Origin of the sequence: Enterobacter sp. EGD-HP1, assembly GCF_000733275.2 — a bacterium.
Lineage (GTDB): Bacteria > Pseudomonadota > Gammaproteobacteria > Enterobacterales > Enterobacteriaceae > Enterobacter.
Map to the genome: position 1 here is coordinate 466,986 of NZ_AVOP01000001.1, position 23,948 is coordinate 490,933.

Below are 23,948 nucleotides of genomic sequence, written 5' to 3' on the forward strand. Positions count from 1 at the left end.
CTGGCTCATGGAATAAGCAAATGAAAGAACCCGCTTTTCACTTTGCGTGCTTATCCTGGAGACAGGGTGTCGGTCTTGGTGTAGGGTTGGCTTCGAATGTAACCATTATGAGTCTTAGGGATAAGACGAAAAGTCTGAGAATGCACAACGTTATATGAGCACAACACCAACAGAACGTGAATATTTCCTCGACTCGATCCGGGCATGGCTGATGCTATTGGGGATCCCCTTTCACATTTCACTGATTTACTCCAGCCATACCTGGCATGTGAATAGCCAGATGCCCTCCTGGTGGCTGACGCTGTTTAATGACTTTATTCACGCCTTCCGTATGCAGGTGTTTTTTGTCATATCCGGCTATTTTTCCTACATGCTGTTTCTGCGCTACCCGCTCAAGCGCTGGTGGAAGGTGCGCGTAGAGCGCGTGGGCATACCGATGTTGACGGCCATTCCGCTGCTGACGCTGCCTCAGTTCATTATGTTGCAGTACGTCAAAGGCAAGGCGGAGAACTGGCCGAATCTTACGCCGTATGAAAAGTACAATACGCTGGTCTGGGAGCTGGTGTCTCACCTGTGGTTCCTGCTGGTCCTGGTGGTGCTCACATCGGTGAGCCTATTGATTTTCAGCCGCCTGCGTCACCATCTAAATACGAAAGCCGACACCTTTTTCGCCAACGTTACGATGGGCAAATTGTCAGTAATTTTCTTGCTGCTGGGGATTGCCTACGCTGCCGTGCGACGGACCCTGCTTATCATCTACCCGCCGATTTTAAGCGACGGGCTATTTAATTTTGTGGTGATGCAGTCACTGTTCTACATTCCGTTCTTTTTAATCGGCGCGCTGGCTTTTATTCATCCAAAGCTTAAATCGCTGTTTGTCACCCCGTCACCGTGGTGCGCGCTGGGAGCCACCCTCGCGTTCGCGGCCTATCTGCTGAATCAGCGCTACGGCAGCGGCGACGCCTGGATGTATGAAACGGAAAGCGTGATCACTATGCTGCTGGGCCTGTGGATGGTGAACGTGGTATTCGCGCTGGGCCACCGCCTGCTGAACTTCAAGTCCAGCCGCGTGACTTACTTCGTGAATGCTTCGCTGTTTATCTATCTGGTGCATCACCCGTTGACGCTCTTCTTCGGGGCATACATCACACCGCACATCGCCTCCAATACGCTGGGCTTCTTTACCGGGCTGGTGTTTGTGGTGGGGGTGGCGATCGTACTTTACGAAATCCATCTGCGGATCCCGCTCCTGCGTTTCCTCTTTTCGGGAAAACCACCGGCGAAAGCCTCATAAACCTCGCGGCGCACCAGATGCGCCGCGTTTGCTTTAACTTTCCAGCTCTTGTCTGCGCTGAGTCAGAAGCCGCTGGTAAAGATGCGTGGTGTCGTCGTCAAAACAGACAAAAATCACCTTCTCTGGCAGCGGTTTTAAAGACAGATAGCGATAAACGGTTTCTACGGCGATCGTAGCGGCGGCGGCCTTAGGATAACCATAGACGCCGGTGCTGATGGCCGGGAACGCCATCGTTTTATAACCGTTGTCGGCGGCCAGTCGCAGACAGTTGCGGTAAGCCTCTTCCAGGATACTTGCTTCGTGCTGGTCTCCGCCATGCCAGACGGGCCCTACGGCGTGAATGACCGCTCTGGCAGGCAGATTACCCGCCAGCGTAATCACCGCGTGACCGGGAGGACATTCGCCCTGCTGTTGCCGCACGGTTTTACAGGCTTCCAGCAGCTGCGGTCCGGCAGCGCGGTGGATAGCCCCGTCCACACCGCCTCCCCCCATCAGGGATGGATTGGCCGCATTGACGATAACATCGACGTGCATTGTCGTAATATCGCCATGAATAATTTCAATTTGCGGTTTCATAAAGCCCCTCTGCAACCCGCCTTTTTCTTAAGTGTATCGCAGAGGAGACTGGGAGAAAAAACTATCAGAAAAAATCCTCCTCCACCGCAGGGCGGGAGAGACCGCATTAGCGATACTGGATTTCGACAACCGCGAGCGTTTTTTCAGGATTCAGGTACTTCATATTGAGCGTCGCCAGGCTTGAATCACTCACTTTCCCGTTGAGCGCCTCTTCATAGCTGACCATACGCGTTTGCATCCGGTTATTATTTGGACATGACAACGCAAACTGTTGCTTCTGGGGAGTGACTTCACAGGGATCTGCAACAATAGCACCGCGAAAATGAATGACACCACCTTCAACAAGGGTGGCCGAATAAGCCGGAATACTCAAAGCAGAAACGACCAGACCCAGACCTGCCACGAGTCGAGCAAAATAGTTGTTCATTATAGGTACTCCTCAATGAAAATCGTCCATGAGGGGTAAACGCGCTTCATTTATTATGGCAAACGAAGTTTCACGTTACGGAACATAACGACCTGGTCCCTGATATCAGCATAGCTCAACGGCACATACCCGCCACCTTCGCAACATATTGATTTCATGAATATTTAAAGCGAACGCTCCGCTGGCGACCACTGTTGTGATAAATGCAGCGATTTACCGTCTGACACGGTGACAACGATTTTTACCGTGTCTCCCGCGCTTATATTTAAACTCAGGCGCGTTAAATCAATCGTCTGATTAGCGGGTATAAAAAGTGCGTTTTGCTGTCGGGAAGAACTTTGTCCCCCCTGCCCTTCTCGCACAGAAACAATCTGAACCTGACAATCACACGATTGCGCCAGAGTGACCTGGGGAATAATGGTGGTCATATTTTCCTGCTGTGAGGTTTTGAAGGTTATCTGGCTGGAAAGGGCGGCAAGGAGAATTAAGGTATTCATGATGAACTCCCGAAAAAAAACAGGGCTGATGCCCTGTTTTTTTGTAGCACAGATATCAGGTATCAGTACTGATGAGCTGTCGCGTGGTTACCAAAACCGATCTGGGTCACGTTTACAGTCGAGTTAGACGCAGTCTGGTCTACCAGCGCACCGTTAAGACCGCCGTACTGGCTAACATTCATTTTGGAATCTTTACTGTTCCACTGATCAAGGGTTGCACTGTTACCAAAACCGTTCTGGGTCAGACTGATATTACTGTCATCAGACCCCTGGCCAACGTCGGCACCGTTACCGCCACCCGTCTGGCTAATACTCAGGACGGAATTTCTGGCGTCTGTCTGCAATGCTACAGCAGAGTTACCGCCACCGTTTTGGTAAATATTCAGGGTTGAATTTGGGCCACCGTATCCGCCATGGCCATGGTCATCACCCCATCCGCCCTGATTAATCAGACCAGCCATTGCACTACCAGAAACTACGATTGCTGCAAGTGCTGCCACTTTGATAAATTTCATGGTAAACCCCCATCGGATTGATTAAATTCGTCGCGAGAAGCTAGCGTTGAATAACGCGAATAGCCATCTGCGACTGTTTCTGCACTACAACTGCGGTTTTCTGCGTACCGTACTGCGTAATATTTGCTCTATTACCCGACCCTTTCTGGATAATTTTCGCACTATTACCATATCCATCTTGCGTAATGCCTGCATCATTCCCGTTACCGCTCTGATCGATCCAGGCTATATTGTAACTCCCTGATTGATCAACCCTGGCTCTGTTTCCTGCCCCGTCCTGGGAAACAATGGACATTAATTTTGAACCGTCCTGGCGTACCTGAGCGTCATTAAATACACCCTGTTGACCAATAATGGCTGCCTGATTAAGTGATGAAAGACTTAATTCGTTAACCGCAAAGTTATATTCAGGATTTGCCATATCTGAATTAGCTGCAGTTACAAATCCAGGCGCACTCAGTAATGTAAACATCATAAATAACGATGTGTTTTTCATGTTGTCACCCTGGACCTGGCTATTTAATCACACTCTAGCCCTATAATACTGTTACTTGTTAAAACGACTCGTAATGTGTTAACGCGTCGTTACGGTGAAGAGTATGTCCGCTGAAACATTTTAAATATCTCACCCACGCGGCTTATTTTTATTTATCGGCTCACCACAAAGTCGTAATTTACATCAAAAATCACTTTAATTAGGCCAGCTTATATTTTTTATTAAATGTGTCTTGCGGGAGGGTTGTACAACGAGACGAAGGCTGGCCGCGCTTCTTTCTGGGCGTTTAAACGTAACGGCAGGAGAACATCTTTACACAGTCCGTGACACACAACCTGTTTTCTTAAGTCAGACAGTAGCTCATTCGTGGACTTAGAAAAAATGCACAACTCATACTTCATTCTCATTTCACATAAATAACAAAAAATCATAAATATTATTATCTTAAAAATATTTGTATGATTTTTAAAATGTGTGCATCTCTATTTACATGTACAACTTTCTCATCAATTCTCGCCATTCACCACCACTGGTTTTCACAAATTAATATTTATTTTTACATTATGTTACATGTTTAACACTTGCTTTAAACTTCGTAAAAGCTAGATTGAAATTAGATGTACGAAATTGGTTTTATATTTACCTCCCTGTGGAGGTTATGGTCTGATTCTACACACAGCAGTGCAACATCTGTCAGTACTTCTGGTGTCCTCTTTTAAAAGGAGGACAGCTGCCAGGTGCCTAAAAAAGTGGGGTTTCATCATGTATAATGAAGTCCATAGTTTACATGGTCATACATTACTGTTGATCACAAAACCTTCTTTGCAAGCGACAGCGTTATTACAACATTTAAAGCAATCTTTATCATTGAACGGGAAATTGCATAATATTCAACGTTCTTTTGATGATATTGCGCCTGGCAGCATCATTCTGCTCGATATGATGGAAGCTGATAAAAAGCTTATCCATTACTGGCAAGATATTTTAAGCAGGAAAAACAATAATATCCGCGTGCTATTATTGAATACACCTGATGAGTACCCTTTCAGAGATATTGAAAGCTGGCCGCATATCAATGGCGTGTTCTACGTCACTGAAGAAGAGGACCGGGTGGTAGAGGGGCTGCAAGGTATATTGCGCGGAGAATGTTATTTTTCGCAAAAACTTGCCAGCTATCTCATCACGCACTCCGGAAATTATCGCTATAACAGCTCAGAGTCAGCACTGCTCACGCACCGTGAGAAAGAGATCCTGAACAAGTTACGCATTGGTGCTTCAAATATTGAAATCGCCCGTTCGTTATTTATCAGCGAAAATACGGTAAAGACGCACCTTTATAATCTTTTCAAGAAGATAGCTGTGAAAAACCGAACTCAGGCTGTTTCGTGGGCAAACGATAACCTCAGGCGTTAAACACATGAAGCGCACGTTGAGTTGGATCGCCGCAGCGAGTTTCCTGCTCGCTGCAGGGAATCTGAAGGCCGTCGAGGTCGAAGTTCCCGGATTGTTGACTGACCACACTGTCTCCTCTATCGGGCACAGTTTTTACCGCGCCTTCAGTGATAAATGGGACAGTACTTACAAGGGTAATATAACAATCAACGAGCGGCCCAGTGCACGATGGGGAAGTTGGATAACAATAACGGCTAATCAGGACGTTATTTTCCAAACCTTTTTATTCCCCACAAAAATGGACTTCGATAAAAACGTAGCCATAGCACTGGCACAATCAGAAGACGCTATTAATCGCCTGCAAATAGATAAAGCCCTATTAAGCACCAGCGATTTAGCAAAAGACGAGTTCTAGCGAACCGATATGCGGAGGCTGTCATGCGTATTGCATATGCAGTTGTTTCGATAATGCTGATAACACCCATAAGCTGGGCTGGAAACATGACGTTTCAGTTCCGTAACCCTAACTTTGGCGGTAACCCTAACAACGGCGCGTTCATGTTAAATGAAGCTCAGGCGCAAAACTCCTATAAAGATCCAAGCTTTAAGGATTTTAACGTTGATACCCCGTCCGCACTGGACAATTTCACTCAGGCTATCCAGTCGCAGATTTTAGGTGGGTTACTGACCAACATTAATACCGGGAAACCCGGCCGAATGGTGACTAACGACTTTATTGTCGACATCGCTAACAGGGACGGACAACTCCAGTTGAACGTGACCGATCGAAAAACCGGAAAAACCTCAACGATTCAGGTTTCCGGCCTACAAACTAATTCAACTGACTTTTAAACAATAGCTAAATAAGGACAACGATCATGCAGCGCTTCCTGATATTTGTTGCAGTGTGCTTATTGAGCGGTTGTTTAACTGCTCCACCTAAAGAAGCTGCAAAACCAACATTAATGCCTCGGGCCCAGAGTTATCGTGATTTAACACATTTACCTTCCCCTACCGGGAAAATATTTGTCTCCGTATATAACATTCAGGATGAAACCGGGCAATTCAAGCCTTACCCGGCAAGTAACTTCTCCACGGCAGTGCCGCAAAGCGCCACCGCCATGTTGGTTACCGCGCTCAAGGATTCGCACTGGTTTATTCCGCTGGAACGTCAGGGGCTTCAGAACCTGTTGAATGAACGCAAAATCATTCGTGCCGCACAGGAGAATGGCACCGTCGCGGACAATAACCGAACGCCGCTGCAATCCCTGGCGGCAGCAAACGTGATGATTGAAGGATCAATTATTGGCTACGAAAGTAACGTTAAATCGGGTGGTGCAGGAGCACGTTACTTCGGTATCGGTGCAGATACCCAGTACCAGCTCGACCAAATCGCCGTTAACCTGCGTGTGGTCAACGTCAGTACAGGCGAAGTGCTCTCTTCGGTGAACACCAGTAAAACCATTCTGTCTTATGAAGTCCAGGCAGGGGTCTTCCGCTTTATCGATTACCAGCGCTTGCTGGAGGGTGAAATTGGCTACACATCTAACGAGCCGGTCATGATGTGTCTGATGTCAGCCATTGAAACAGGCGTTATTTTCTTAATCAATGATGGTATCGACCGCGGGCTGTGGGATCTGCAAAACAAAGCAGACGTGCAGAACCCGATACTGGTGAAATACCGCGATATGTCAGTACCTCCGGAATCCTGACAGGAAGCGCATAAAAAAGGCGAGATAACTATCTCGCCTTTTTTTATTCACTCACCGCAGTAATGTTTTGCGCTTTTTCCCGCCGGGACGCCAGCCAAAGACCGCTGTTTTTCATGGCATAGCCAAACAGCAACCCCAGCGCCAGTGAGGGGACCACCAGCTTCCAGTCACCCAGCCCTGCAAAGGTCGCGCACGCCCCCATAAAGGTTCCGGGAACAAATGAAAGCAGCAGATGCTTAGCCTGGATGCACATTAAAAAGGCGACGACACCCGTCATCACGTATCCCAGTATTTCCAGATGTGGCGCCAGCGCGCTGCCTTTCATGATCACCAGCGCCCAGATAACACCGCTCATCAACGTGCAGCCTGAGATAAAGAGCCCTTTGACTCCCCCCTGCGGGCAGGCGAAATAGGCGGTGCAGCCGAGGAACCCGGCCCAGCTGAGCAATCCGAGAGACACGGCCACCCATCCCCAGAGTCCGGAGAGAATACCTGTCGTAATTGCGATACAAAGTAATATGTTCATGGCGCGCATCTTAGCAGAAGCGCACCATAGAAATGAGATCAGCCGCACATTACGTGCAAGTTGGAATGTTGAGTTGCAGAATTTATGTGATCTAAATCACTCTCCGTTCTCTTCTTCCAGCTCATCCCACATTGCCGCGATAGCGTCGCGGGTCAGCGGGGCCAGCGTTCTCCAGAATGGCGAGGTGGCATGCGCTTCAACTTTACCCAGGAATGTTCCGACCCACGGCAGCAGGTACGTTTCGAACAGGGTTTCGATAGCTTCGTTCTCATCATCACCGGCGTTGTCTTCGATCCAGGACGCCGCCAGCAGCAGCGTACCGATATGATCGGCTGGCGTATCGCTCAGCGGCATACCGCGCGAAGAGAGGAAAGCACGGACTTCTGCTTCCGTTGCCCCGTCCTGCCAGGCTGAACGGTATGGCGAAACGCGGCATTCATCGCCGACAAACAGCGCATTGTAGTCCGTCGCAATCTGCTGCATGTCGCAGCTTTTTTGCAGACGTTCCAGTAAATCATCCTGTTCCAGCGGCCAGTTCTGCGCCAGTTTACCTTCACGGATTAACGTAAAAAGTGGAACCAACAGCGGGTCTTGCGGCTGGCGATAGTAGAGCGTACCCAGCACGCGACAAAGGATGGAAAACTCGTTCATTTTTATAATTCCATTACACAATTAAAGATCGGCAAATTCGGCAATCGGCTCCATTCCGCGCGACTCGAGGAAATCGAGCATGCGGCGTGGGGTCACGTTCAGGATTTGCGCTTCCGGGAAGTTAACATCATTCAGCACTTTCAGGCACTCGCTGAAATCACCCAGCGTAAACGCGGTATGAGAGTCTGAGCCCAGCGCCACCATGCCACCCGCATCACGCACGGCGGCCGCCACTTCGCGACAGTTGGCTTCACTGCCCTTACGCGAGTGAACAAAGGAGGAGTTATTGATCTCCAGCGCCACGCGGTGCTTCGCCGCCGCCTGCGCGACAGCCTGAATATCAATCGGGTACTTCGGGTTACCCGGGTGACTAATAATATGCACGTTGCCGCTGGCAATGGTGGCAATCATCGCCGCGGTGTTGGTGTCTTTATCCTGAGGCGGGAAAACCGGTTCGTGGAAACCGGCGAGAATCAGGTCAAGAGACGTCAGCATCGGGCCGGTGCAGTCGATCTCACCGTCGACATTTTTGATGTTCGCCTCAATGCCGCGCAGTATCCCAATGCCGTCCACCAGACGTGGCCAGATCCGCATATTCACAAAATGCCAGTAGTGCGGCGCATCCGCCATGTCCGGGCCATGATCGGTGATCGCGAACAGCTTAATACCTTTAAGCTTCGCCTGGGCGATATAATCATGGAGGTTGCTATACGCGTGGGTGCTGGCGACGGTGTGCATATGCAGGTCAACGGGATACATCTCTCTCTCCTCTGCGGTTTTTCCAAAGGATAGCAGTTATCAGCGGCGAATATTAGCAAAAACCCGGCGAACGCCGGGTTTCTCTCAGTAGCCGCGCTGTCTGTCGACCTGTCCGGTGACCGCGTTACCCTTTTCCATTTCGCTGATGGTATGGGATATATATGCCACCGCTTCTGCCGGACGCGTCACAGCAGCCACGTGCGGGGTCATCGCCACGCGAGGGTGCGACCACAGCGGGCTTTCCGCGGGCAGCGGCTCACGGCTGTAAACGTCCAGCATAGCGCCTTTTAGCTTGCCGCTGTCCAGCGCCTTAAGCAGATCGCCTTCCACGACATGGACCCCGCGCGCCAGGTTCATTAAATAGCTCTGCTCGGCTAACTGGTTCAGGAGAGTACTATTGATAATGCCCACCGTTTCGGCGGTATTCGGCAGCAGGTTGATAAGCACGCGAGTCCCTTTCAGGAACGCAGGAAGCTCATCCGTTCCGGCAAAACTCTCAACGCCCGGATAGTCCTTACGGCTGCGGCTCCAGCAGCGCAGCGGGAAGCCCCACGGGGCGAGTGCTTCTGCCACTTTTGAGCCGAGCACACCCGCGCCGAGGATCCCAACGGTAAAATCTTCATGTCGATAATCCGGGAGCGGCTCCCAGTGGGATTGCTGTTTAAAGGCCTGATAATCGTCGAAGCGGCGGAACCAGTGCAGCACCTGGCTCACGGCATACTCCTGCATCTGCTGGCCCATTCCGGTATCTTCCAGGCGGAAAAGGGGGACGTCTTCCGGCAGCATTTCAGGATGTGCCTTCAGTTTGCTCAGAATGGAATCCACGCCGGCTCCCAGGGCGAAAACCGCCTTCAGATTGCGCCCCTGCAGCATCTCAACCGGCGGGTGCCAGACCAGCGCATAGTCGGCATATTCATTATCGCCACGCTTCCACTCGCGTACGCGTGCGCCGGGCAGCGCCGCAGAAAGTGCGTCAATCCAGTAAGCGGTATCAAATGTTGGGTGATAGAAGAGAATATCCATGGTCATTCCTGCCTTTTATTGCGCTGTTTTGTTTTCGTTTTCAAGTGGATTGCCAGCATAACAAATTTATCAGGAAACCGCGTTGCTGATAAAAGAGGCGCTTTGTGCACATTTAGGAGTCAGGTTGCTTGAAGTTTGTCTAAACGCGCTAAATTACTGAAAAAGTGAGTTGACGGCAGTTCGGCTTTTCCTTACATTAGCGCCCGTCCCGGCAACAACGGGATGACAATATGGTGAGGTGTCCGAGTGGCTGAAGGAGCACGCCTGGAAAGTGTGTATACGGCAACGTATCGGGGGTTCGAATCCCCCCCTCACCGCCATATTTGAAGAAGAGCTCGCATGAAAATGCGGGCTTTTTTTTTCGCATATTGCACGTCTGTGGGGGGATGAGAACCCCCGACCGGGGTTCGACAACTGGCGACAGCCAGTTGGACAGACTGAGAGCGCAGCGAACAGGCTACCCGCAGGGCGAGCGAAGCGAATCAATCCCCCCCGGTGCTATATGCAGCTCGGTGCGGCCTGAGCCCCTCACCCTGCCCCTCTCCCTAGGGGAGAGGGAAGTATTATTCTTCCACCATCTTTGCATACTCTTCGGTCAGAAAATCCACCAGCGTTCTGACGGATGGCAGCAAACCTCGTCTGGAAGGATAAACCGCGTGAATCACTTCCCGCCGGGGTTCCCACGCGTCCAGCACCCGCAACAGTTCGCCTGACGCAAGCTGATCCTTCACCATCAAGATCGGCAACTGCACTACGCCGATGCCTGCCATGGCCGCTTCACGAAGCGCCAGCATATCGGTGGTGATCAATCGAGGGTGGTAATGGATCTCCGCTTTTGCGCCTCCGGGACCGGACAGCTCCCACTTATGAATATGTTTCCCCTCGTTCATGCTTAACCCGGGCCAGGCACTGAGTTCAGACGGGACGACGGGTTCTCCCATGCGTTGAATCAAGGCCGGACCTGCGACCAGACAATGCCCCCTGTCAGCCAGCACCCTTAGCACCAGGTCGCTGTCATCAAATGGACGCGGGCGTACGCGGATCGCGATATCTACCCCCTCGCCCACCAGATCTACCCGCCGGTTGGTCGCCTCAAGCTGAAGGTTGATGCCGGGGTAGCGCGCCATAAATCTTGCCAGCATCGGGCCCACGTGGACATGCAATAAGGTTATCGGACACGTGATCCTGACGATACCGCGCGGTTCAGCCTGCAGTGCCGCAACGGCTTCCTCGGCGGCCTCGGCCTCCACCATCATCGCTTTACAGTGCTGATAGAAAGTCTGCCCAACTTCGGTCACCGTAAACTGTCGGGTTGTTCGGTGGATGAGCCGCACGCCCAGGCGTTCCTCGAGCTGCGCTATCCGGCGGCTTAGCCTGGACTTTGGCAGGTCAAGCGCCCTTCCCGCCGCCGCAAAACCACCGTAGTCCACCACCTTCACAAACCAGACGAAGTCATTGAGATCCTGCATAAATCCTCATCGTTCTATTTTAAGAACAGTGAATGCTATTTTCACTATCTACCGGGACATTAACTCTGAATATAAGCTAATTACATCAACAGAACATCAGGAGTTAATCATGAAAAACGTAACAGGCGTTTATACCGCTCCGCGTCAGCACTGGGTTGGCGATGGTTTCCCGGTCCGTTCAATGTTTTCTTACCAAACCCACGGCGAGCCGCTGAGTCCGTTCCTGCTGCTGGACTACGCGGGTCCGTACACCTTTCCGGCAGATGGGGCGAAACGCGGCGTAGGCCAGCACCCTCACCGGGGTTTTGAAACAGTCACCATCGTCTATTCCGGTGAAGTGGAGCACCGCGACTCCACGGGTAAAGGCGGTGTTATTGGCCCCGGCGACGTGCAGTGGATGACCGCAGGTGCAGGCATTTTGCACGAGGAGTTCCACTCCAGCGCGTTTTCGCAGAAAGGCGGAGAACTGAAAATGATGCAGCTCTGAGTCAACCTGCCAGCCAAAGACAAGATGGCGGCACCGGGCTACCAGAGCATTACCAAAAGCGACATCCCGGCTGTGGCGCTACCGGACAACAGCGGAACGGTACGGGTTATCGCCGGACGCTACAGCGATATTACCGGCCCGGCGCACACCTTCTCACCGCTCAACGTCTGGGACATCGCGCTGAACCAGGGAAGCCATCTGACGCTCAATCAGCCCGAAGGCTGGAGCACCGCGCTGGTCGTGCTTGAAGGCAACATCACGGTAAACGGTGCAACGCAGGCAGGTGAAGCCCAGCTTGTCGTACTGAGTCAGGAAGGCGACAAACTTCACCTGGAGGCGAACAGCGATGCAAAAGTGCTGCTGATGGCCGGCGAGCCGCTGAATGAACCCATCGTGGGCTATGGCCCGTTTGTGATGAACAGTAAAAGCGAAATCAACGAAGCCATTCGTGATTTTAACTCTGGCCGCTTCGGCCAGATCTAAACGTAATAAAGGAGAAGAAGATGTCTACACCTGCAAATTTTAACGGCACTCGTCCGGTTATTGATGTGAACGATGCGGTGATGTTGCTTATCGATCACCAGAGCGGCCTGTTCCAGACCGTTGGGGATATGCCCATGCCGGAACTGCGTGCCCGTGCGGCAGCGCTCGCAAAGATCGCTACGCTGGCGAAGATCCCGGTGATCACCACCGCGTCCGTTCCACAGGGACCGAACGGACCGCTTATCCCCGAGATCCACGCCAACGCGCCGCATGCGCAATATGTTGCCCGTAAAGGCGAGATCAACGCCTGGGATAATCCGGAGTTTGTTGCGGCGGTGAAAGCGACCGGGCGCAAGACGCTGATTATCGCGGGCACTATCACCAGCGTCTGCATGGCCTTCCCGTCAATCAGCGCGGTGGCGGACGGCTATAAAGTGTTTGCGGTGATTGATGCCTCCGGTACCTACAGCAAAATGGCGCAGGAGATCACCCTGGCGCGGGTTGTGCAGGCCGGTGTCGTGCCAATGGATACCGCGGCGGTGGCCTCTGAGATCCAGCGAACCTGGAACCGTGAGGACGCAGCCGAGTGGGCTGAGGTGTATACCCACATCTTCCCGGCTTACCAGCTGTTGATCGAAAGCTACGGCAAAGCACAGGAAGTGGTTAAAAACAGTGAAGTGCTCGATTCACAGCGTTAATCCCCTGCTCCACGGCATAAAAACCGTGGGGCTGATTAATGCTTAACCGAACAGGCACTAAAGCTGAAAATCTGCTTGACCGTGTTAGCGCAACTCCCTATAGTAGCGCCCCGTTGCCCCCCAAGCGGTCAGGCAGCAAAACAATATGGTGAGGTGTCCGAGTGGCTGAAGGAGCACGCCTGGAAAGTGTGTATACGGCAACGTATCGGGGGTTCGAATCCCCCCCTCACCGCCATATTTAAGATGAGAGCTCGTACGACAGTACGGGCTTTTTTCTTTTATATTCTCCGAAAAGGGGGGATGAGAATCCCCGACCGGGGTTCGACAACTGGCAACAGCCAGTTGGACAGACTGAGAGCGCAGCGAACAGGCTGCCCGAAGGGCGAGCGAAGCGAGTCAATCCCCCCCTCACCGCCATATTTAAGATGAGAGCTCGTACGAAAGTACGGGCTTTTTTCTTTTATATTCTCCGAAAAGGGGGGGATGAGACCCCCCGACCGAGGTTCGACAACTGGCGACAGCCAGTTGGACAGACTGAGAGCGCAGCGAACAGGCTGCCCGCAAGGCGAGCGAAGCGAGTCAATCCCCCCCGGTGCGGACTGAGCCGCCTCACAAAAAAAAGCCCGAACTAATGCCCGGGCTTTTTTATTCTATTCCTCAGCTATTCAACTTTGCTGCCGGCTGCTTTCTTTCAAGCGATGAAACCTGCTCAGGCTGAACACCATCTTCATCCTTACGCCCATCAAGCCAGTAATCCGCATTTTTAATCCCCAGCCGAATCGGATCGAACTGTGGGTCCAGCCCTTGCGCATTCTGGATTTCATAATCCTTAAGGCTGGCAAACGCTTTTTTATGCAACAGAACAATGGCAATAATGTTGAGCCATGCCATCAGCCCTACCCCAATATCCCCCAGCCCCCATGCCAGATCCGCGGTGCGAACCGTACCATATACCGTGGAGGCCATCAGACATAGCTTGAGCAGGAAGGTCAGCCATGGACGGTGAATTTTACGGTTAATGAAGGCGATATTGGTTTCGGCAATATAGTAGTAGGCAATAATGGTAGTGAAGGCAAAGAAGAACAGCGCAATGGCAACAAAGTAATTACCAAAGCCCGGCATCATACTTTCCATCGCCGTCTGCACATAGCCAGGACCCGCGGCCACGCCTGCAATCCCTGTATACAGCGCTGCGCCGTCGACGCCCTGGACGTTATACAGCCCGGTGATCAGCAGCATAAATCCGGTCGCGGAGCAGACAAACAGCGTGTCGATGTAGACCGAGAACGCCTGAACCAGCCCCTGCTTCACCGGGTGGCTTACCGCCGCTGCAGATGATGCATGCGGCCCTGTCCCCTGCGCGGCCTCGTTGGAATAGACGCCGCGCTTAACGCCCCACATGATGGCCTGACCCAGGATGGCACCGAAACCTGCTTCAAGGCCGAACGCACTTTTCCAGATCAGCAGAATAACCGAAGGGAGCTGGTTAATATTAATGGCGATAATCACACAGGCGACAATAATATAACCCAGCGCCATAAATGGAACGACCATGCTGCTAAAGCTGGCGATCCTTTTCACGCCGCCGAAAATAATAAAACTTAACAGCACAGCAAGTAATGCCGCCGTAACATTCGGGCTCAGACCAAAAGCAATATCCAGGCTTGCCCCAATCGAGTTTGCCTGCACGCCAGGAAGTAATAATCCGCAGGAGAAAATAGTCACAATAGCAAATAGCCATGCGTACCACTTAACGCCTAAACCTTTTTCAATATAAAAGGCTGGACCACCGCGATATTCGCCGTTAATTTTTTCTTTATAAACTTGCCCCAGGGTGGATTCGACAAATGCGGAGCTGGCGCCTAAAAAAGCGACTATCCACATCCAGAAAAGCGCGCCCGGACCGCCAAAGGTAATTGCCGTGGCCACACCGGCGATATTCCCTGTCCCCACGCGGCCTGCCAGCGTCATCGTCAGCGCCTGAAACGACGATACGCCTGCATCGGTAGGACGCCCCTGGAACATCAGGGTAATCATATGTTTGATATGGCGTAATTGCAGGAAGCGACTACGCAGCGAGAAATAGAGGCCGACACCCAGGCATAAAAATATTAACGCAGGGCTCCAGATTACACCATTAATAGCACCAACCAGTTCGTTCATGTATGACCCTCAGCGTGATGTTTCAGGGAAAAGGCTCCCCTGTTGTGTTTCTTCTTAGAATTTTGTTCGAACAAGTACGAAACATAGATAACTCACCTGAAGACACCAACTTAATTTTTACTTCGTAGTAATGTTCTGTGACAACATTCACGTTTAATTTTTAACTAACAATTAGCGCGCTCATTATATTCACAGGTATTTTGTGGGTATTATCACCTCACATCACACTTCTGCAAAAAAACAATAAAACACCCGCCCGCTTAATAATCGACATTATTAATTCAGCAACTCGGTGTTTAAATAAGGGGAGTTTCTGTGGAGTATAAACAACGCTTCCCGGCATTACGCCGGGAAGAAATTACAGGAAAGAGGCAAAACGATAATGCTTTACCTTTAGTCGGAATAGACCTGCAGCGTGCGCTGGCAGAGCGCTGAACGCACGCAGTCCTCTTTGGTGAAGCGTACCACCCCAATCATCTCATCTTCCTCAAAACGTGACATGGCGTCGCTCAGCCCGGATTTCACGCCGGATGGCAGGTCACACTGGGTAATATCGCCGTTAACGATAACCGTCACGTTCTCCCCGAGGCGCGTTAAAAACATCTTCATTTGCGCAGCGGTCACGTTCTGAGCCTCGTCAAGAATGACGACCGCATTTTCAAATGTACGTCCGCGCATATAGGCGAACGGCGCGATTTCCACCTTGCCAATCTCTGGCCGCAGGCAGTACTGCATAAAGGATGCACCCAGTCGCTTCACCAGCACGTCATAGACGGGCCTGAAGTACGGAGCAAACTTCTCCGAAATATCTCCGGGCAGGAAGCCGAGATCTTCATCAGCCTGCAGTACCGGACGGGTAACAATGATTCTCTCCACGTCCTTATGGATCAGCGCTTCCGCCGCTTTGGCCGCACTAATCCAGGTTTTCCCGCATCCGGCTTCACCGGTTGCAAAGATGAGCTGTTTACTCTCGATAGCATTCAGGTAGTGCGCCTGAGCCTCATTGCGCGCCACAATTGGAGAATTATCACGGCTGTCTCGGGCCATGCCAATTGCTTCTACGCCACTCATCTGCACAAGCGAGGTGACCGATTCTTCTTCACGCTGTTTATGGCTACGTGAATCCCGTCTCAGCACACGTTTTGCTTCGCGACGAGCTTTGATCACTGCTTTTTGTCTTCCCATGGATAGCACCTTGAGTTGTTGGTATTCATCACACGCGCCAGCTTCGGCACGATTATGCGCACGAACATCAGAGGGTTGGCTTCCTTGTAAGCCATTGCTTGCTTTATCGGATGACGATACGGAACAGCTACGCGCACCGTTCTGCACGTCGGTCGAATCAGATTCTTGAGGAAGGGGGGAGAATTTAGTGGTGAGGAAATCGCTGCCGGAGTCTGAGCCTCCGCGCCGGGTGCTGCGGTTGTTATGTTTACCTTGTCCAGTACAGGACGCAACCATTCGCGATCTCCATTGTGATTCAGCATCACTGCCGGGAACTACCGCTGTCTTATCTTAAGTACATCAGGAGTTATCATAAATGCAACATTTATTTTACCTGAATGCAACTTTTAAGACTGTCCCTACAGGTGGAATCAGTCTCATATAGAAATATTACAGAAATATAACAGGAGGATAGTCATATGAAAAAATAATGTCCCCGCGAACGGTTGCGGGGACAATTATCAGGCTTCAATAAGACCCTGAGCGAGATACGCGTTCCGATCGCGCACGCCCGGCAGGGCAAAGAAATAGCCGCCGCCGATGGGCTTAATGTACTCTTCCAGCGCTTCGCCGTTGAGCCGCTTCTGCACGGTCAGGAAGCCTTTTTCCAGATCGTGCTGATAGCAGACGAACAGCAGCCCCATATCGAGCTGGCCGGCGTTGGTCACGCCCAGCGAATAGCTGTAGCCCCGACGCATCATCAGGCTCGACTGCGTCTCTTTGGTGCGCGGATTGGCCAGACGGATGTGGCTGTCCAGCGCGATGGTATCGCCATTGGGATCGCTGGCGTAGTCGGGCACGTCATGCTCGTTCTTCATGCCGAGCGGCGCGCCGCTTTGCTTATCGCGACCAAAGATGGTCTGCTGCTCTTTGAGCGGCGTGCGGTCCCAGAACTCCACGTGGAACTGAATGATCCGCACCGCCTGATAGCTTCCGCCTACCGCCCATGCCGGTTCACCCTGATCGGCAGTGACCCACACCACCTCTTTCATCAGTGCAGCATCGCTGCTGTCAGGGTTGGCGGTACCGTCCTTAAAGCCCAGTAGGTTCACAGGGGTCTCTTTCCCTTTGCTGCGGGCGGCGTGGTCCGAGATAAACCCTTCCCGCTTCCAGCGCACGCTCAGCAGATCCGGCGTGTGCTTGATGATATCGCGCAGGGCGTGGATCACCGTGTCCTGGGTATTGGCACAAATCTGCAGGAGCAGGTCGCCATGACAGAGCGCCGCGTCCAGGGAGTCATTCGGGAAACGCGTCATTTTCTGCAGCGCTTTCGGCTTCTGTTTTGCCAGCCCATAGCGCGCATCAAACAGCGTTTCACCGAGCGAAACGGTAATGGTCAGGTTATCCGGGGCGATAAACGGCCCCAGAATGCCGGAGTCCATTGGCGGCAGGCGCGGGTTCGGCGTATCGGGTGCCGGTCCGCCGGCGGTGAGAAACGCGATGCGCGTCGTCAGCAGGCGGAACAGGCGCTCCAGATCGGCTTTATCGCTGGCCAGCGAATCAAAGGCCACCAGCATCATGGACGCCTGCTGCGGCGTCAGGATGCCCGACTGATGCTCGCCATAAAACGGCTGCGTCTCCATGCGGGCATTGGGTGACAGCGTGCCGGGCGCGCTTTGCGGTTTCGCCGCATGCGCTACCGGACAGCCACCGGCCAGCGCAAGGGCGCCCCCCAGCGCCCCCACTCCTTTTAACAATCGGCGACGTGAAGGCTCAACCACGTCGTTCTCGCTATGCTTATTCATCGTGCTTAGTCCAGACCCAGTACGCCGCGCAGCAGAGAGAGATCTTCCGCCAGGGCGGTAATCGGGCCTTTCAGCGCGTTACGGTCGGCATCGGTCAGCTTGTCGTAGGTTTCAAATCCGTCTTTGGTACGGTACTTCGCCAGAATGGTGTCGACTTTTTTGAAGTTGGCATCCACCTTGGCCAGCAGTTCGCCGTTCTCTTTCTGCAGCTGAGGACGCAGGAGGTTAACAATTTTCTGCGCGCCGTCGACGTTGGCCTGGAAGTCCCACAGGTCGGTATGGCTGTAGCGATCTTCTTCGCCGCTGATTTTGCTCGCGGCCACTTCTTCAATCAGGCCGGCCGCGCCGCCCACCACTTTTGACGGCGGGAAGGCCAGCTCGCTGATGCGCTTTTGCAGCTCCAGCACGTCGCCGTTCAGCTGTTCCGCATATTTCTCCATCCCTTTGGTAGAGTTGTCGCCAAACAGGGCTTTCTCCAGACGGTGGAAACCGGTGAATTTCGGATCGGCGGCCTTCTGCTCGAAATCATCTTCGCGGGCATCAATGCTGCCATCAAGGTCAGAGAACAGCTCGGCAATCGGCTCGATGCGCTCGTAGTGCTGACGGGTTGGCGCATACAAGGATTTCGCTTTTTCGATGTCACCGGCCTTCACCGCATCGGTGAAAGCTTTGGTTGCCGCCGCCAGGTCCGCCGTCTCTTTCGTGACATAGGCCTTATACGCGGTAATGGCATCACCCAGGCTCAGCACCGCAGCGCCTTTCGCCGCATCGGCCGTCGCTTCACCTTTGACGATAAGCTTCCCTTTAGGGTTGGTCAGCAGGCCGCAGGTCATCTCATACTCGCCCGGCTGCAGGTTGGCGGTCATCTTCTGGCTGAAGCCAGGGGCGATATTTTCACGCTCCTCCACCACCAGAACGCCTTTCAGGATCTCCCACTCCAGCGCCTTCTGGCTGTGGTTCTGAATAATGAACTGGGTTTTGCCACTGTTCACCGTGAGGGTCATCGGCTCACACTGCTTGTCATTGACGGTCACTTTAACCTGAGGAACATCCGCGCCCCAGGTGGAGAATGCAGAAGCGAACAGCGCGGCAATGCCTGCGCATAACGCACTACGACGGAACTGAATTGCCATGACTCTTCCCTTTAAAAGTATGTTGTAACTAAAACAAAAATTATGGCGTAACGCGTGACGCCTGCGTGCCGGTACGCGGCGGCATAGCGAACAGCACCAGCGCCGGAACCAGATAAATAAAGTACATCGCCACTTCGCTGACGCTCGGCGTTTCCTGATAGCCGAAGATACCTTCGAGCAGGGTGCCGGTCAGAGAATGGGTGGAGAGCACGTTGCTGAGGTCGAACGCCACGTCCTGGAAGTGGTTCCACAGGCCCGCCTCGTGGAAGGCGCGTATCGCCCCTGCCGCCAGCCCTGCCGCCACCAGCAGAATAAACAGGCTGGTCCACTTGAAGAAGGCGCCCAGGTTAAGGCGAATACCGCCCCAGTAGAGCAGGAAACCAAGCACCACGGCCGTAGCAAGACCCAGCACGGCTCCCAGCGGTGGCCAGATGCCCACATCCTGCTGAAACGCCGCCAGCAGGAAGAAAACGGACTCCAGGCCTTCACGCGCGACGGCAAAAAAGACCATCATGATCAGCGCCCAGCCGTGGTTATTGCCCTTTTGCAGCGCGTTATCCACCGCCTGCTCCAGCTGCACCTTCACGTTACGGGAGACTTTACGCATCCAGAACACCATCCAGGTAAGGATCACCACCGCAATTACGGCGACGATCCCTTCAAACAGCTCCTGCTCTTTCTGCGGGAACTCCCCGGTGGTTTCGTTGATGAGGATACCGAGGCCCAGACAGAGTGCCGCGGCAAGGAAAACCCCGATCCACATGACGCCAATCCACCGTCCGCGCTGGGTTCGCTTCAGATAACTGGCGATGAGGCTCACGATGAGGGCAGCTTCAAGCCCTTCACGTAACATAATGAGAAATGGAACAAACATGCCGACACCTTAAATGTTTATCGCGGTCAACTGATGCAAAGAAAGGTAAATTCTTGTGATAGTGATTATCATTACGGCGAAAAGAAACACAAGCGAAATGTGTGGTGTTTTGATGACGAGTTGTAAACGCCCAGCCTGGTAATAGTCACATACGTAACGTTCAAGTTTATAAGTTATAACGAAAATGCCCATTTACGGTTAACCAGCGCTGTGGCTAAATATCCGCCTCAAACACCTGGTGAAAATTAATTATGTTTAAAATTGTCCATTTCCTGCTGGCACTGGTCATTATTCTTGCGCTTGCCTGGCTGGTGAGTTTCGACCGCCGAAAAATTCGCATTCGTTTTGTTTTACAGCTGATTGTCATAGAAATTGCCCTGGCGTTCTTTTTCCTGCACGCCGAAAGCGGGTTATTCCTGATTAAATACGTCTCGGGATTTTTTGAGTCACTGCTTAAATTTGCCGGTGAAGGCACCAATTTCGTCTTTGGCGGAATGGGGGAAAAAGGGCTGGCGTTCATTTTCCTCGGCGTACTGTGCCCGATTATTTTTATTTCCGCGCTGATTGGTATTCTTCAGCACTGGCGGATCCTGCCGATTTTTATTCGGGTCATCGGTACGCTGCTGTCAAAACTGAACGGCATGGGCAAGCTGGAATCCTTTAACGCGGTGAGTTCGCTGATCCTCGGGCAGTCGGAAAACTTCATTGCCTACAAAGGCGTGCTGGGCGATCTCTCTTCTCGTCGTCTGTTCACCATGGCGGCCACGGCAATGTCGACGGTCTCCCTGTCGATTGTCGGTGCCTATATGACCATGCTCGACGCCAAATTTGTCGTCGCGGCGCTGATTCTGAACATGTTCAGCACCTTTATTATTCTCTCCGTCATCAACCCGGCGCGCCCGGAAGCGGAGCCGGATATCCGGCTTGAAAAACTGCATGAATCGCAGAGCTTCTTCGAAATGCTCGGCGAGTATATTCTGGCCGGCTTTAAGGTGGCGATGATTATTCTGGCCATGCTGATTGGCTTTATCGCGCTTATTAGCGCCGTTAACGCCCTCTTCTCCAGCGTATTTGGTATGAGCTTCCAGCAGATCCTGGGCTATGTATTTTATCCCCTGGCGTGGCTGGTGGGTATTCCGCTGAGCGATGCCTTAAACGCGGGCAGTATTATGGCAACCAAGCTGGTGGCGAATGAATTTGTGGCGATGATTGAGCTGCAAAAAATCGCCCATCAGATGTCCCCGCGCGGGCTGGGCATTTTATCCGTCTTCCTGGTGTCGTTCGCGAACTTCGCCTCCATCGGCATTGTGGCCGGGGCGATTAAGGGCCTGAACGAGCAGCAGGGGAACGTGGTGTCGCGCTTCGGCCTGCGTCTGGTGTACGGCGCGACGCTGGTGAGCCTGCTGTCGGCGAGCTTTGCGGGGTTGGTGTTGTAAGTATTTTTGCCGGGTGGCGCGCAGCGATCCCGGCCTACAAAACAACAACGGCGGGTTATCCCGCCGTTTTTATTAGAACTGCACGCACACCGGCTGATCGACGCGCATCACCGACTCCTGGGCGAAGCGAGATTTATAAATCCCGCGTAACGCTTCGATGTTCTTCTCGCTCTGCGCATCTTTACCGTGGATTAGCATCAGCGCTTTGCTGGGTTCACGCGCCACTTTCCCGTCGTTCCCCAGCCACTGGCCGCGCGCATCAAACACCGTCAAGCCATCGCGGAAACGCGGCGTCACGTCCTGGTCAACAAACTGCTGCCATTCGTTGCTGGTGATCTGCGCCCCGGCAGGACGATTTAAGCCGAAATAGAGCGTGGTTTGCTGCATCTGGTTATCCGCTTTGCAGGTCTCTACCGCCGCGTGCTGCGATGGCACCGTGCAGCCAGCCAGCATCAGTAATGCCGCCGCCATTACCCCTGTTTTGATGGTCATGTGTCGCTATCCTCATTGTTATAAGTGCAGCGATATCAACGTAATTCTGGAAAATTTGCAAGAAAAAGCCGGGTGGCGCTAACGCTTACCCGGCCTACGGTGTTACGTGAGAAAATTATTCCGGCTGCAGCTTAGACGGCGGCGCGGAGTGGTAGTGCGCGTCGGCTTCAGCAAAGCGTTTCTGCATGGAGGCAGACGGTGCTTTACCCAGCAGGCTGAACACCACGATGCCGATGCTGCCGAAGATGAAGCCCGGAATGATTTCGTACAGGCCCAGCCAGGCGAACTGTTTCCAGACGATAACGGTCACCGCACCGATGATCATCCCCGCCAGCGCGCCGTTACGGGTCATACGTGACCACATGACGGAGAACAGCACGACCGGACCAAACGCCGCGCCGAAGCCCGCCCACGCGTAGCTCACCAGGCCCAGCACGCGGTTATCAGGGTTAGCCGCCAGCGCGATGGCAATCAGCGCCACCACCAGCACCATAAAGCGCCCTACCCACACCAGCTCTTTCTGGCTCGCGTTTTTACGCAGGAAGGCTTTGTAGAGGTCTTCGGTGATCGCACTGGAGCAGACCAGCAGCTGGCAGCTCAGGGTGGACATTACCGCCGCCAGGATCGCAGAGAGCAGGATACCGGCAATCCACGGGTTAAACAGTATCTGCGCCAGCTCGATGAACACGCGCTCGGCGTTCTGGTTGACCGCGCCCGCCTGCGCCGGGTTGTTGTTGAAGTACGCGATACCGAAGAAGCCGACCGCACACGCGCCCGCCAGACAGAGGATCATCCACGTCATGCTGATGCGACGGGCATGAACGATGGTGTGGTGAGAATCCGCCGCCATGAAGCGCGCCAGAATATGCGGCTGACCGAAGTAGCCCAGACCCCAGCCCATCAGGGAGACGATGGCCACGAAGTTCAGCCCTTTCAGCATGTCGACGTTTTCGATGCTCTTCTGCTTGATCACTTCCAGCGATTCGCCAAAGCCGCCAACGGTGAAAATCACAATCACCGGCGTCAGGATCAGGGCGAAGATCATCAGGCTCGCCTGCACGGTGTCGGTCCAGCTTACGGCCAGGAAGCCGCCCACGAAGGTATAGAGGATGGTCGCCGCCGCACCGGCCCACAGGGCGGTTTCGTAGCTCATGCCGAAGGTGCTTTCGAACAGACGCGCACCGGCCACGATGCCGGAGGCGCAGTAGATGGTGAAGAACAGCAGGATAACCACCGCGGAGATAATGCGCAGAATGCGGCTGTTATCTTCAAAGCGTCCGGTGAAGTAATCCGGCAGCGTCAGGGCGTTATTGTTGGCCTCGGTATGCACGCGCAGACGGCCTGCCACCAGCTTCCAGTTGATCCACGCGCCGACGGTCAGACCGATGGCGATCCAGCTTTCAGAGATACCGGAGATGAAAATCGCGCCCGGCAGCCCCATCAGCAGCCAGCCGCTCATGTCGGATGCGCCCGCAGAGAGTGCGGTCACCATCGGGCCTAAACTGCGTCCGCCCAGAATGTAGTCGTCAAAGTTCTTTGTTGAACGCCATGCCAAAAACCCTATCAGGATCATGCCAAATATATAAACGAGAAATGTCACCAGCATCGGTGTGCTAATAGCCATTCAAATTCTCCAAAATGTCGAGCGACAACCATCCGGGCTGCCTTGTTATATGATCACCGGAACGAGGTGAATGTATCTTGTGTTTCGGTTGGGCGCGCTATCCTGCCGTATGCGCCTTCCGCTGACAAACGATTTAACACTGCATTTACATCAATTTCATCCCCGGTTTGATACGAGTTTCCTATAGGTTGCACTCGCTCACGCTTTTACGGGTTGCACCTTTGAAAAGTGTTAACTTCCGCATAAAAACAG

The 23,948-nt window shown here is 52.9% G+C and carries 24 protein-coding genes, 2 tRNA genes, 1 other RNA gene and 1 pseudogene; 11 read left to right on the top strand and 17 right to left on the bottom strand.

Features of this window, described 5'->3' with window-relative positions; genetic code table 11:
* Positions 1-154 precede the first annotated feature (154 nt).
* Complete coding sequence (mdoC, locus tag N037_RS02320) at positions 155-1,294, top strand: glucans biosynthesis protein MdoC (RefSeq protein ID WP_032638674.1); 1,140 nt, start codon at positions 155-157, stop codon at positions 1,292-1,294.
* Positions 1,295-1,327: 33 nt separating this feature from the next.
* On the opposite strand, the gene ymdB is transcribed toward mdoC, so the two are convergent.
* The 5 genes from ymdB to csgB form a co-directional block, all read right to left on the bottom strand.
* The gene (gene ymdB / locus N037_RS02325; protein WP_023335243.1) at positions 1,328-1,870 is read right to left on the bottom strand and encodes an O-acetyl-ADP-ribose deacetylase; all 543 of its coding nucleotides are present in this window, start codon (positions 1,868-1,870) and stop codon (positions 1,328-1,330) included.
* Positions 1,871-1,976: 106 nt separating this feature from the next.
* Positions 1,977-2,297, bottom strand: a complete 321-nt coding sequence (locus N037_RS02330) for a hypothetical protein (protein WP_023335242.1) — start codon at positions 2,295-2,297, stop codon at positions 1,977-1,979.
* Positions 2,298-2,461: 164 nt separating this feature from the next.
* Positions 2,462-2,794, bottom strand: coding sequence for a curli assembly chaperone CsgC (gene csgC, locus N037_RS02335; protein WP_023335241.1), 333 nt, complete (start codon positions 2,792-2,794; stop codon positions 2,462-2,464).
* Between the two features lie 62 nt (positions 2,795-2,856).
* Entirely contained in the window at positions 2,857-3,309 is a 453-nt protein-coding gene (gene csgA / locus N037_RS02340; RefSeq protein ID WP_032638676.1) for a curli major subunit CsgA, read from the bottom strand.
* A 40-nt stretch (positions 3,310-3,349) separates the two neighbouring features.
* Positions 3,350-3,805: a curli minor subunit CsgB gene (gene csgB / locus N037_RS02345; RefSeq protein ID WP_023335239.1), complete on the bottom strand. Its 456-nt coding sequence runs from the start codon at positions 3,803-3,805 to the stop codon at positions 3,350-3,352.
* 762 nt (positions 3,806-4,567) lie between these two features.
* Between csgB and csgD the strand changes: the two genes are divergently transcribed.
* From csgD to csgG, 4 genes are read left to right on the top strand one after another with little or no spacing between them, the layout of a single operon-like run.
* A complete protein-coding gene (gene csgD, locus N037_RS02350) occupies positions 4,568-5,218 on the top strand; it encodes a biofilm master transcriptional regulator CsgD (protein ID WP_023335238.1) in 651 nt (216 codons plus the stop codon).
* Between the two features lie 4 nt (positions 5,219-5,222).
* The gene (csgE, locus tag N037_RS02355; protein ID WP_023335237.1) at positions 5,223-5,612 is read left to right on the top strand and encodes a curli production assembly/transport protein CsgE; all 390 of its coding nucleotides are present in this window, start codon (positions 5,223-5,225) and stop codon (positions 5,610-5,612) included.
* A gap of 23 nt (positions 5,613-5,635) precedes the next feature.
* Complete coding sequence (csgF, locus tag N037_RS02360; RefSeq protein WP_023335236.1) at positions 5,636-6,049, top strand: curli production assembly/transport protein CsgF; 414 nt, start codon at positions 5,636-5,638, stop codon at positions 6,047-6,049.
* Positions 6,050-6,075: 26 nt separating this feature from the next.
* The gene (gene csgG / locus N037_RS02365; protein WP_023335235.1) at positions 6,076-6,909 is read left to right on the top strand and encodes a curli production assembly/transport protein CsgG; all 834 of its coding nucleotides are present in this window, start codon (positions 6,076-6,078) and stop codon (positions 6,907-6,909) included.
* A gap of 43 nt (positions 6,910-6,952) precedes the next feature.
* Here csgG and N037_RS02370 read toward each other — a convergent pair whose 3' ends face one another.
* From N037_RS02370 to ghrA, 4 genes are all read right to left on the bottom strand, one after another.
* A complete protein-coding gene (locus N037_RS02370; RefSeq protein ID WP_072163868.1) occupies positions 6,953-7,435 on the bottom strand; it encodes a DUF1097 domain-containing protein in 483 nt (160 codons plus the stop codon).
* Between the two features lie 96 nt (positions 7,436-7,531).
* Positions 7,532-8,086: a TorD/DmsD family molecular chaperone gene (locus tag N037_RS02375; protein ID WP_032638680.1), complete on the bottom strand. Its 555-nt coding sequence runs from the start codon at positions 8,084-8,086 to the stop codon at positions 7,532-7,534.
* 21 nt (positions 8,087-8,107) lie between these two features.
* Entirely contained in the window at positions 8,108-8,845 is a 738-nt protein-coding gene (locus N037_RS02380) for a phosphatase (RefSeq protein ID WP_023335232.1), read from the bottom strand.
* Positions 8,846-8,929: 84 nt separating this feature from the next.
* Entirely contained in the window at positions 8,930-9,868 is a 939-nt protein-coding gene (ghrA, locus tag N037_RS02385; RefSeq protein ID WP_032638682.1) for a glyoxylate/hydroxypyruvate reductase GhrA, read from the bottom strand.
* Positions 9,869-10,100: 232 nt separating this feature from the next.
* On the opposite strand from ghrA, the gene N037_RS02390 reads away from it, so the two are divergent.
* A tRNA-Ser gene (locus tag N037_RS02390) sits at positions 10,101-10,188 on the top strand.
* A 243-nt stretch (positions 10,189-10,431) separates the two neighbouring features.
* Here N037_RS02390 and N037_RS02395 read toward each other — a convergent pair.
* A complete protein-coding gene (locus N037_RS02395; protein ID WP_032638684.1) occupies positions 10,432-11,337 on the bottom strand; it encodes a LysR family transcriptional regulator in 906 nt (301 codons plus the stop codon).
* A 109-nt stretch (positions 11,338-11,446) separates the two neighbouring features.
* Between N037_RS02395 and N037_RS02400 the strand changes: the two are divergent.
* The 4 genes and pseudogenes from N037_RS02400 (at position 11,447) to N037_RS23405 (ending at position 13,422) form a co-directional block, all read left to right on the top strand.
* Positions 11,447-12,307, top strand: a pseudogene (locus N037_RS02400) (pirin family protein).
* A gap of 20 nt (positions 12,308-12,327) precedes the next feature.
* Positions 12,328-13,005 (top strand): isochorismatase family protein, encoded by a 678-nt coding sequence (locus N037_RS02405; protein ID WP_032638688.1) that lies wholly within the window; start codon positions 12,328-12,330, stop codon positions 13,003-13,005.
* Between the two features lie 147 nt (positions 13,006-13,152).
* Positions 13,153-13,240, top strand: a tRNA-Ser gene (locus tag N037_RS02410).
* Between the two features lie 44 nt (positions 13,241-13,284).
* Positions 13,285-13,422: non-coding RNA, RtT sRNA (locus N037_RS23405), on the top strand.
* A 240-nt stretch (positions 13,423-13,662) separates the two neighbouring features.
* Here N037_RS23405 and N037_RS02415 read toward each other — a convergent pair.
* From N037_RS02415 to efeU, 5 genes are all read right to left on the bottom strand, one after another.
* The gene (locus tag N037_RS02415) at positions 13,663-15,168 is read right to left on the bottom strand and encodes an alanine/glycine:cation symporter family protein (RefSeq protein ID WP_029740193.1); all 1,506 of its coding nucleotides are present in this window, start codon (positions 15,166-15,168) and stop codon (positions 13,663-13,665) included.
* Positions 15,169-15,561: 393 nt separating this feature from the next.
* Positions 15,562-16,353, bottom strand: coding sequence for a phosphate starvation-inducible protein PhoH (phoH, locus tag N037_RS02420; protein ID WP_029740192.1), 792 nt, complete (start codon positions 16,351-16,353; stop codon positions 15,562-15,564).
* Between the two features lie 500 nt (positions 16,354-16,853).
* The gene (gene efeB, locus N037_RS02425; protein ID WP_032638690.1) at positions 16,854-18,137 is read right to left on the bottom strand and encodes an iron uptake transporter deferrochelatase/peroxidase subunit; all 1,284 of its coding nucleotides are present in this window, start codon (positions 18,135-18,137) and stop codon (positions 16,854-16,856) included.
* 5 nt (positions 18,138-18,142) lie between these two features.
* Positions 18,143-19,270, bottom strand: a complete 1,128-nt coding sequence (efeO, locus tag N037_RS02430; RefSeq protein ID WP_032638693.1) for an iron uptake system protein EfeO — start codon at positions 19,268-19,270, stop codon at positions 18,143-18,145.
* A gap of 40 nt (positions 19,271-19,310) precedes the next feature.
* Positions 19,311-20,144: an iron uptake transporter permease EfeU gene (gene efeU / locus N037_RS02435; RefSeq protein WP_023335223.1), complete on the bottom strand. Its 834-nt coding sequence runs from the start codon at positions 20,142-20,144 to the stop codon at positions 19,311-19,313.
* A 251-nt stretch (positions 20,145-20,395) separates the two neighbouring features.
* Between efeU and N037_RS02440 the strand changes: the two genes are divergently transcribed.
* Complete coding sequence (locus tag N037_RS02440) at positions 20,396-21,580, top strand: NupC/NupG family nucleoside CNT transporter (RefSeq protein ID WP_032638697.1); 1,185 nt, start codon at positions 20,396-20,398, stop codon at positions 21,578-21,580.
* 72 nt (positions 21,581-21,652) lie between these two features.
* Here the strand turns inward: N037_RS02440 and N037_RS02445 are convergent, their stop codons facing one another.
* Positions 21,653-22,072, bottom strand: a complete 420-nt coding sequence (locus tag N037_RS02445; protein WP_032638698.1) for a DUF3574 domain-containing protein — start codon at positions 22,070-22,072, stop codon at positions 21,653-21,655.
* 115 nt (positions 22,073-22,187) lie between these two features.
* Positions 22,188-23,696, bottom strand: coding sequence for a sodium/proline symporter PutP (putP, locus tag N037_RS02450; RefSeq protein ID WP_023335220.1), 1,509 nt, complete (start codon positions 23,694-23,696; stop codon positions 22,188-22,190).
* Positions 23,697-23,948 lie beyond the last annotated feature (252 nt).

Coding starts and splice junctions, on each gene's coding strand:
- mdoC (WP_032638674.1), top strand. CDS start 155: ATGAGCACAACACCAACAGAACGTGAATATTTCCTCGACTCGATCCGG.
- ymdB (WP_023335243.1), bottom strand. CDS start 1,870: ATGAAACCGCAAATTGAAATTATTCATGGCGATATTACGACAATGCAC.
- N037_RS02330 (WP_023335242.1), bottom strand. CDS start 2,297: ATGAACAACTATTTTGCTCGACTCGTGGCAGGTCTGGGTCTGGTCGTT.
- csgC (WP_023335241.1), bottom strand. CDS start 2,794: ATGAATACCTTAATTCTCCTTGCCGCCCTTTCCAGCCAGATAACCTTC.
- csgA (WP_032638676.1), bottom strand. CDS start 3,309: ATGAAATTTATCAAAGTGGCAGCACTTGCAGCAATCGTAGTTTCTGGT.
- csgB (WP_023335239.1), bottom strand. CDS start 3,805: ATGAAAAACACATCGTTATTTATGATGTTTACATTACTGAGTGCGCCT.
- csgD (WP_023335238.1), top strand. CDS start 4,568: ATGTATAATGAAGTCCATAGTTTACATGGTCATACATTACTGTTGATC.
- csgE (WP_023335237.1), top strand. CDS start 5,223: ATGAAGCGCACGTTGAGTTGGATCGCCGCAGCGAGTTTCCTGCTCGCT.
- csgF (WP_023335236.1), top strand. CDS start 5,636: ATGCGTATTGCATATGCAGTTGTTTCGATAATGCTGATAACACCCATA.
- csgG (WP_023335235.1), top strand. CDS start 6,076: ATGCAGCGCTTCCTGATATTTGTTGCAGTGTGCTTATTGAGCGGTTGT.
- N037_RS02370 (WP_072163868.1), bottom strand. CDS start 7,435: ATGAACATATTACTTTGTATCGCAATTACGACAGGTATTCTCTCCGGA.
- N037_RS02375 (WP_032638680.1), bottom strand. CDS start 8,086: ATGAACGAGTTTTCCATCCTTTGTCGCGTGCTGGGTACGCTCTACTAT.
- N037_RS02380 (WP_023335232.1), bottom strand. CDS start 8,845: ATGTATCCCGTTGACCTGCATATGCACACCGTCGCCAGCACCCACGCG.
- ghrA (WP_032638682.1), bottom strand. CDS start 9,868: ATGGATATTCTCTTCTATCACCCAACATTTGATACCGCTTACTGGATT.
- N037_RS02395 (WP_032638684.1), bottom strand. CDS start 11,337: ATGCAGGATCTCAATGACTTCGTCTGGTTTGTGAAGGTGGTGGACTAC.
- N037_RS02405 (WP_032638688.1), top strand. CDS start 12,328: ATGTCTACACCTGCAAATTTTAACGGCACTCGTCCGGTTATTGATGTG.
- N037_RS02415 (WP_029740193.1), bottom strand. CDS start 15,168: ATGAACGAACTGGTTGGTGCTATTAATGGTGTAATCTGGAGCCCTGCG.
- phoH (WP_029740192.1), bottom strand. CDS start 16,353: ATGGGAAGACAAAAAGCAGTGATCAAAGCTCGTCGCGAAGCAAAACGT.
- efeB (WP_032638690.1), bottom strand. CDS start 18,137: ATGAATAAGCATAGCGAGAACGACGTGGTTGAGCCTTCACGTCGCCGA.
- efeO (WP_032638693.1), bottom strand. CDS start 19,270: ATGGCAATTCAGTTCCGTCGTAGTGCGTTATGCGCAGGCATTGCCGCG.
- efeU (WP_023335223.1), bottom strand. CDS start 20,144: ATGTTTGTTCCATTTCTCATTATGTTACGTGAAGGGCTTGAAGCTGCC.
- N037_RS02440 (WP_032638697.1), top strand. CDS start 20,396: ATGTTTAAAATTGTCCATTTCCTGCTGGCACTGGTCATTATTCTTGCG.
- N037_RS02445 (WP_032638698.1), bottom strand. CDS start 22,072: ATGACCATCAAAACAGGGGTAATGGCGGCGGCATTACTGATGCTGGCT.
- putP (WP_023335220.1), bottom strand. CDS start 23,696: ATGGCTATTAGCACACCGATGCTGGTGACATTTCTCGTTTATATATTT.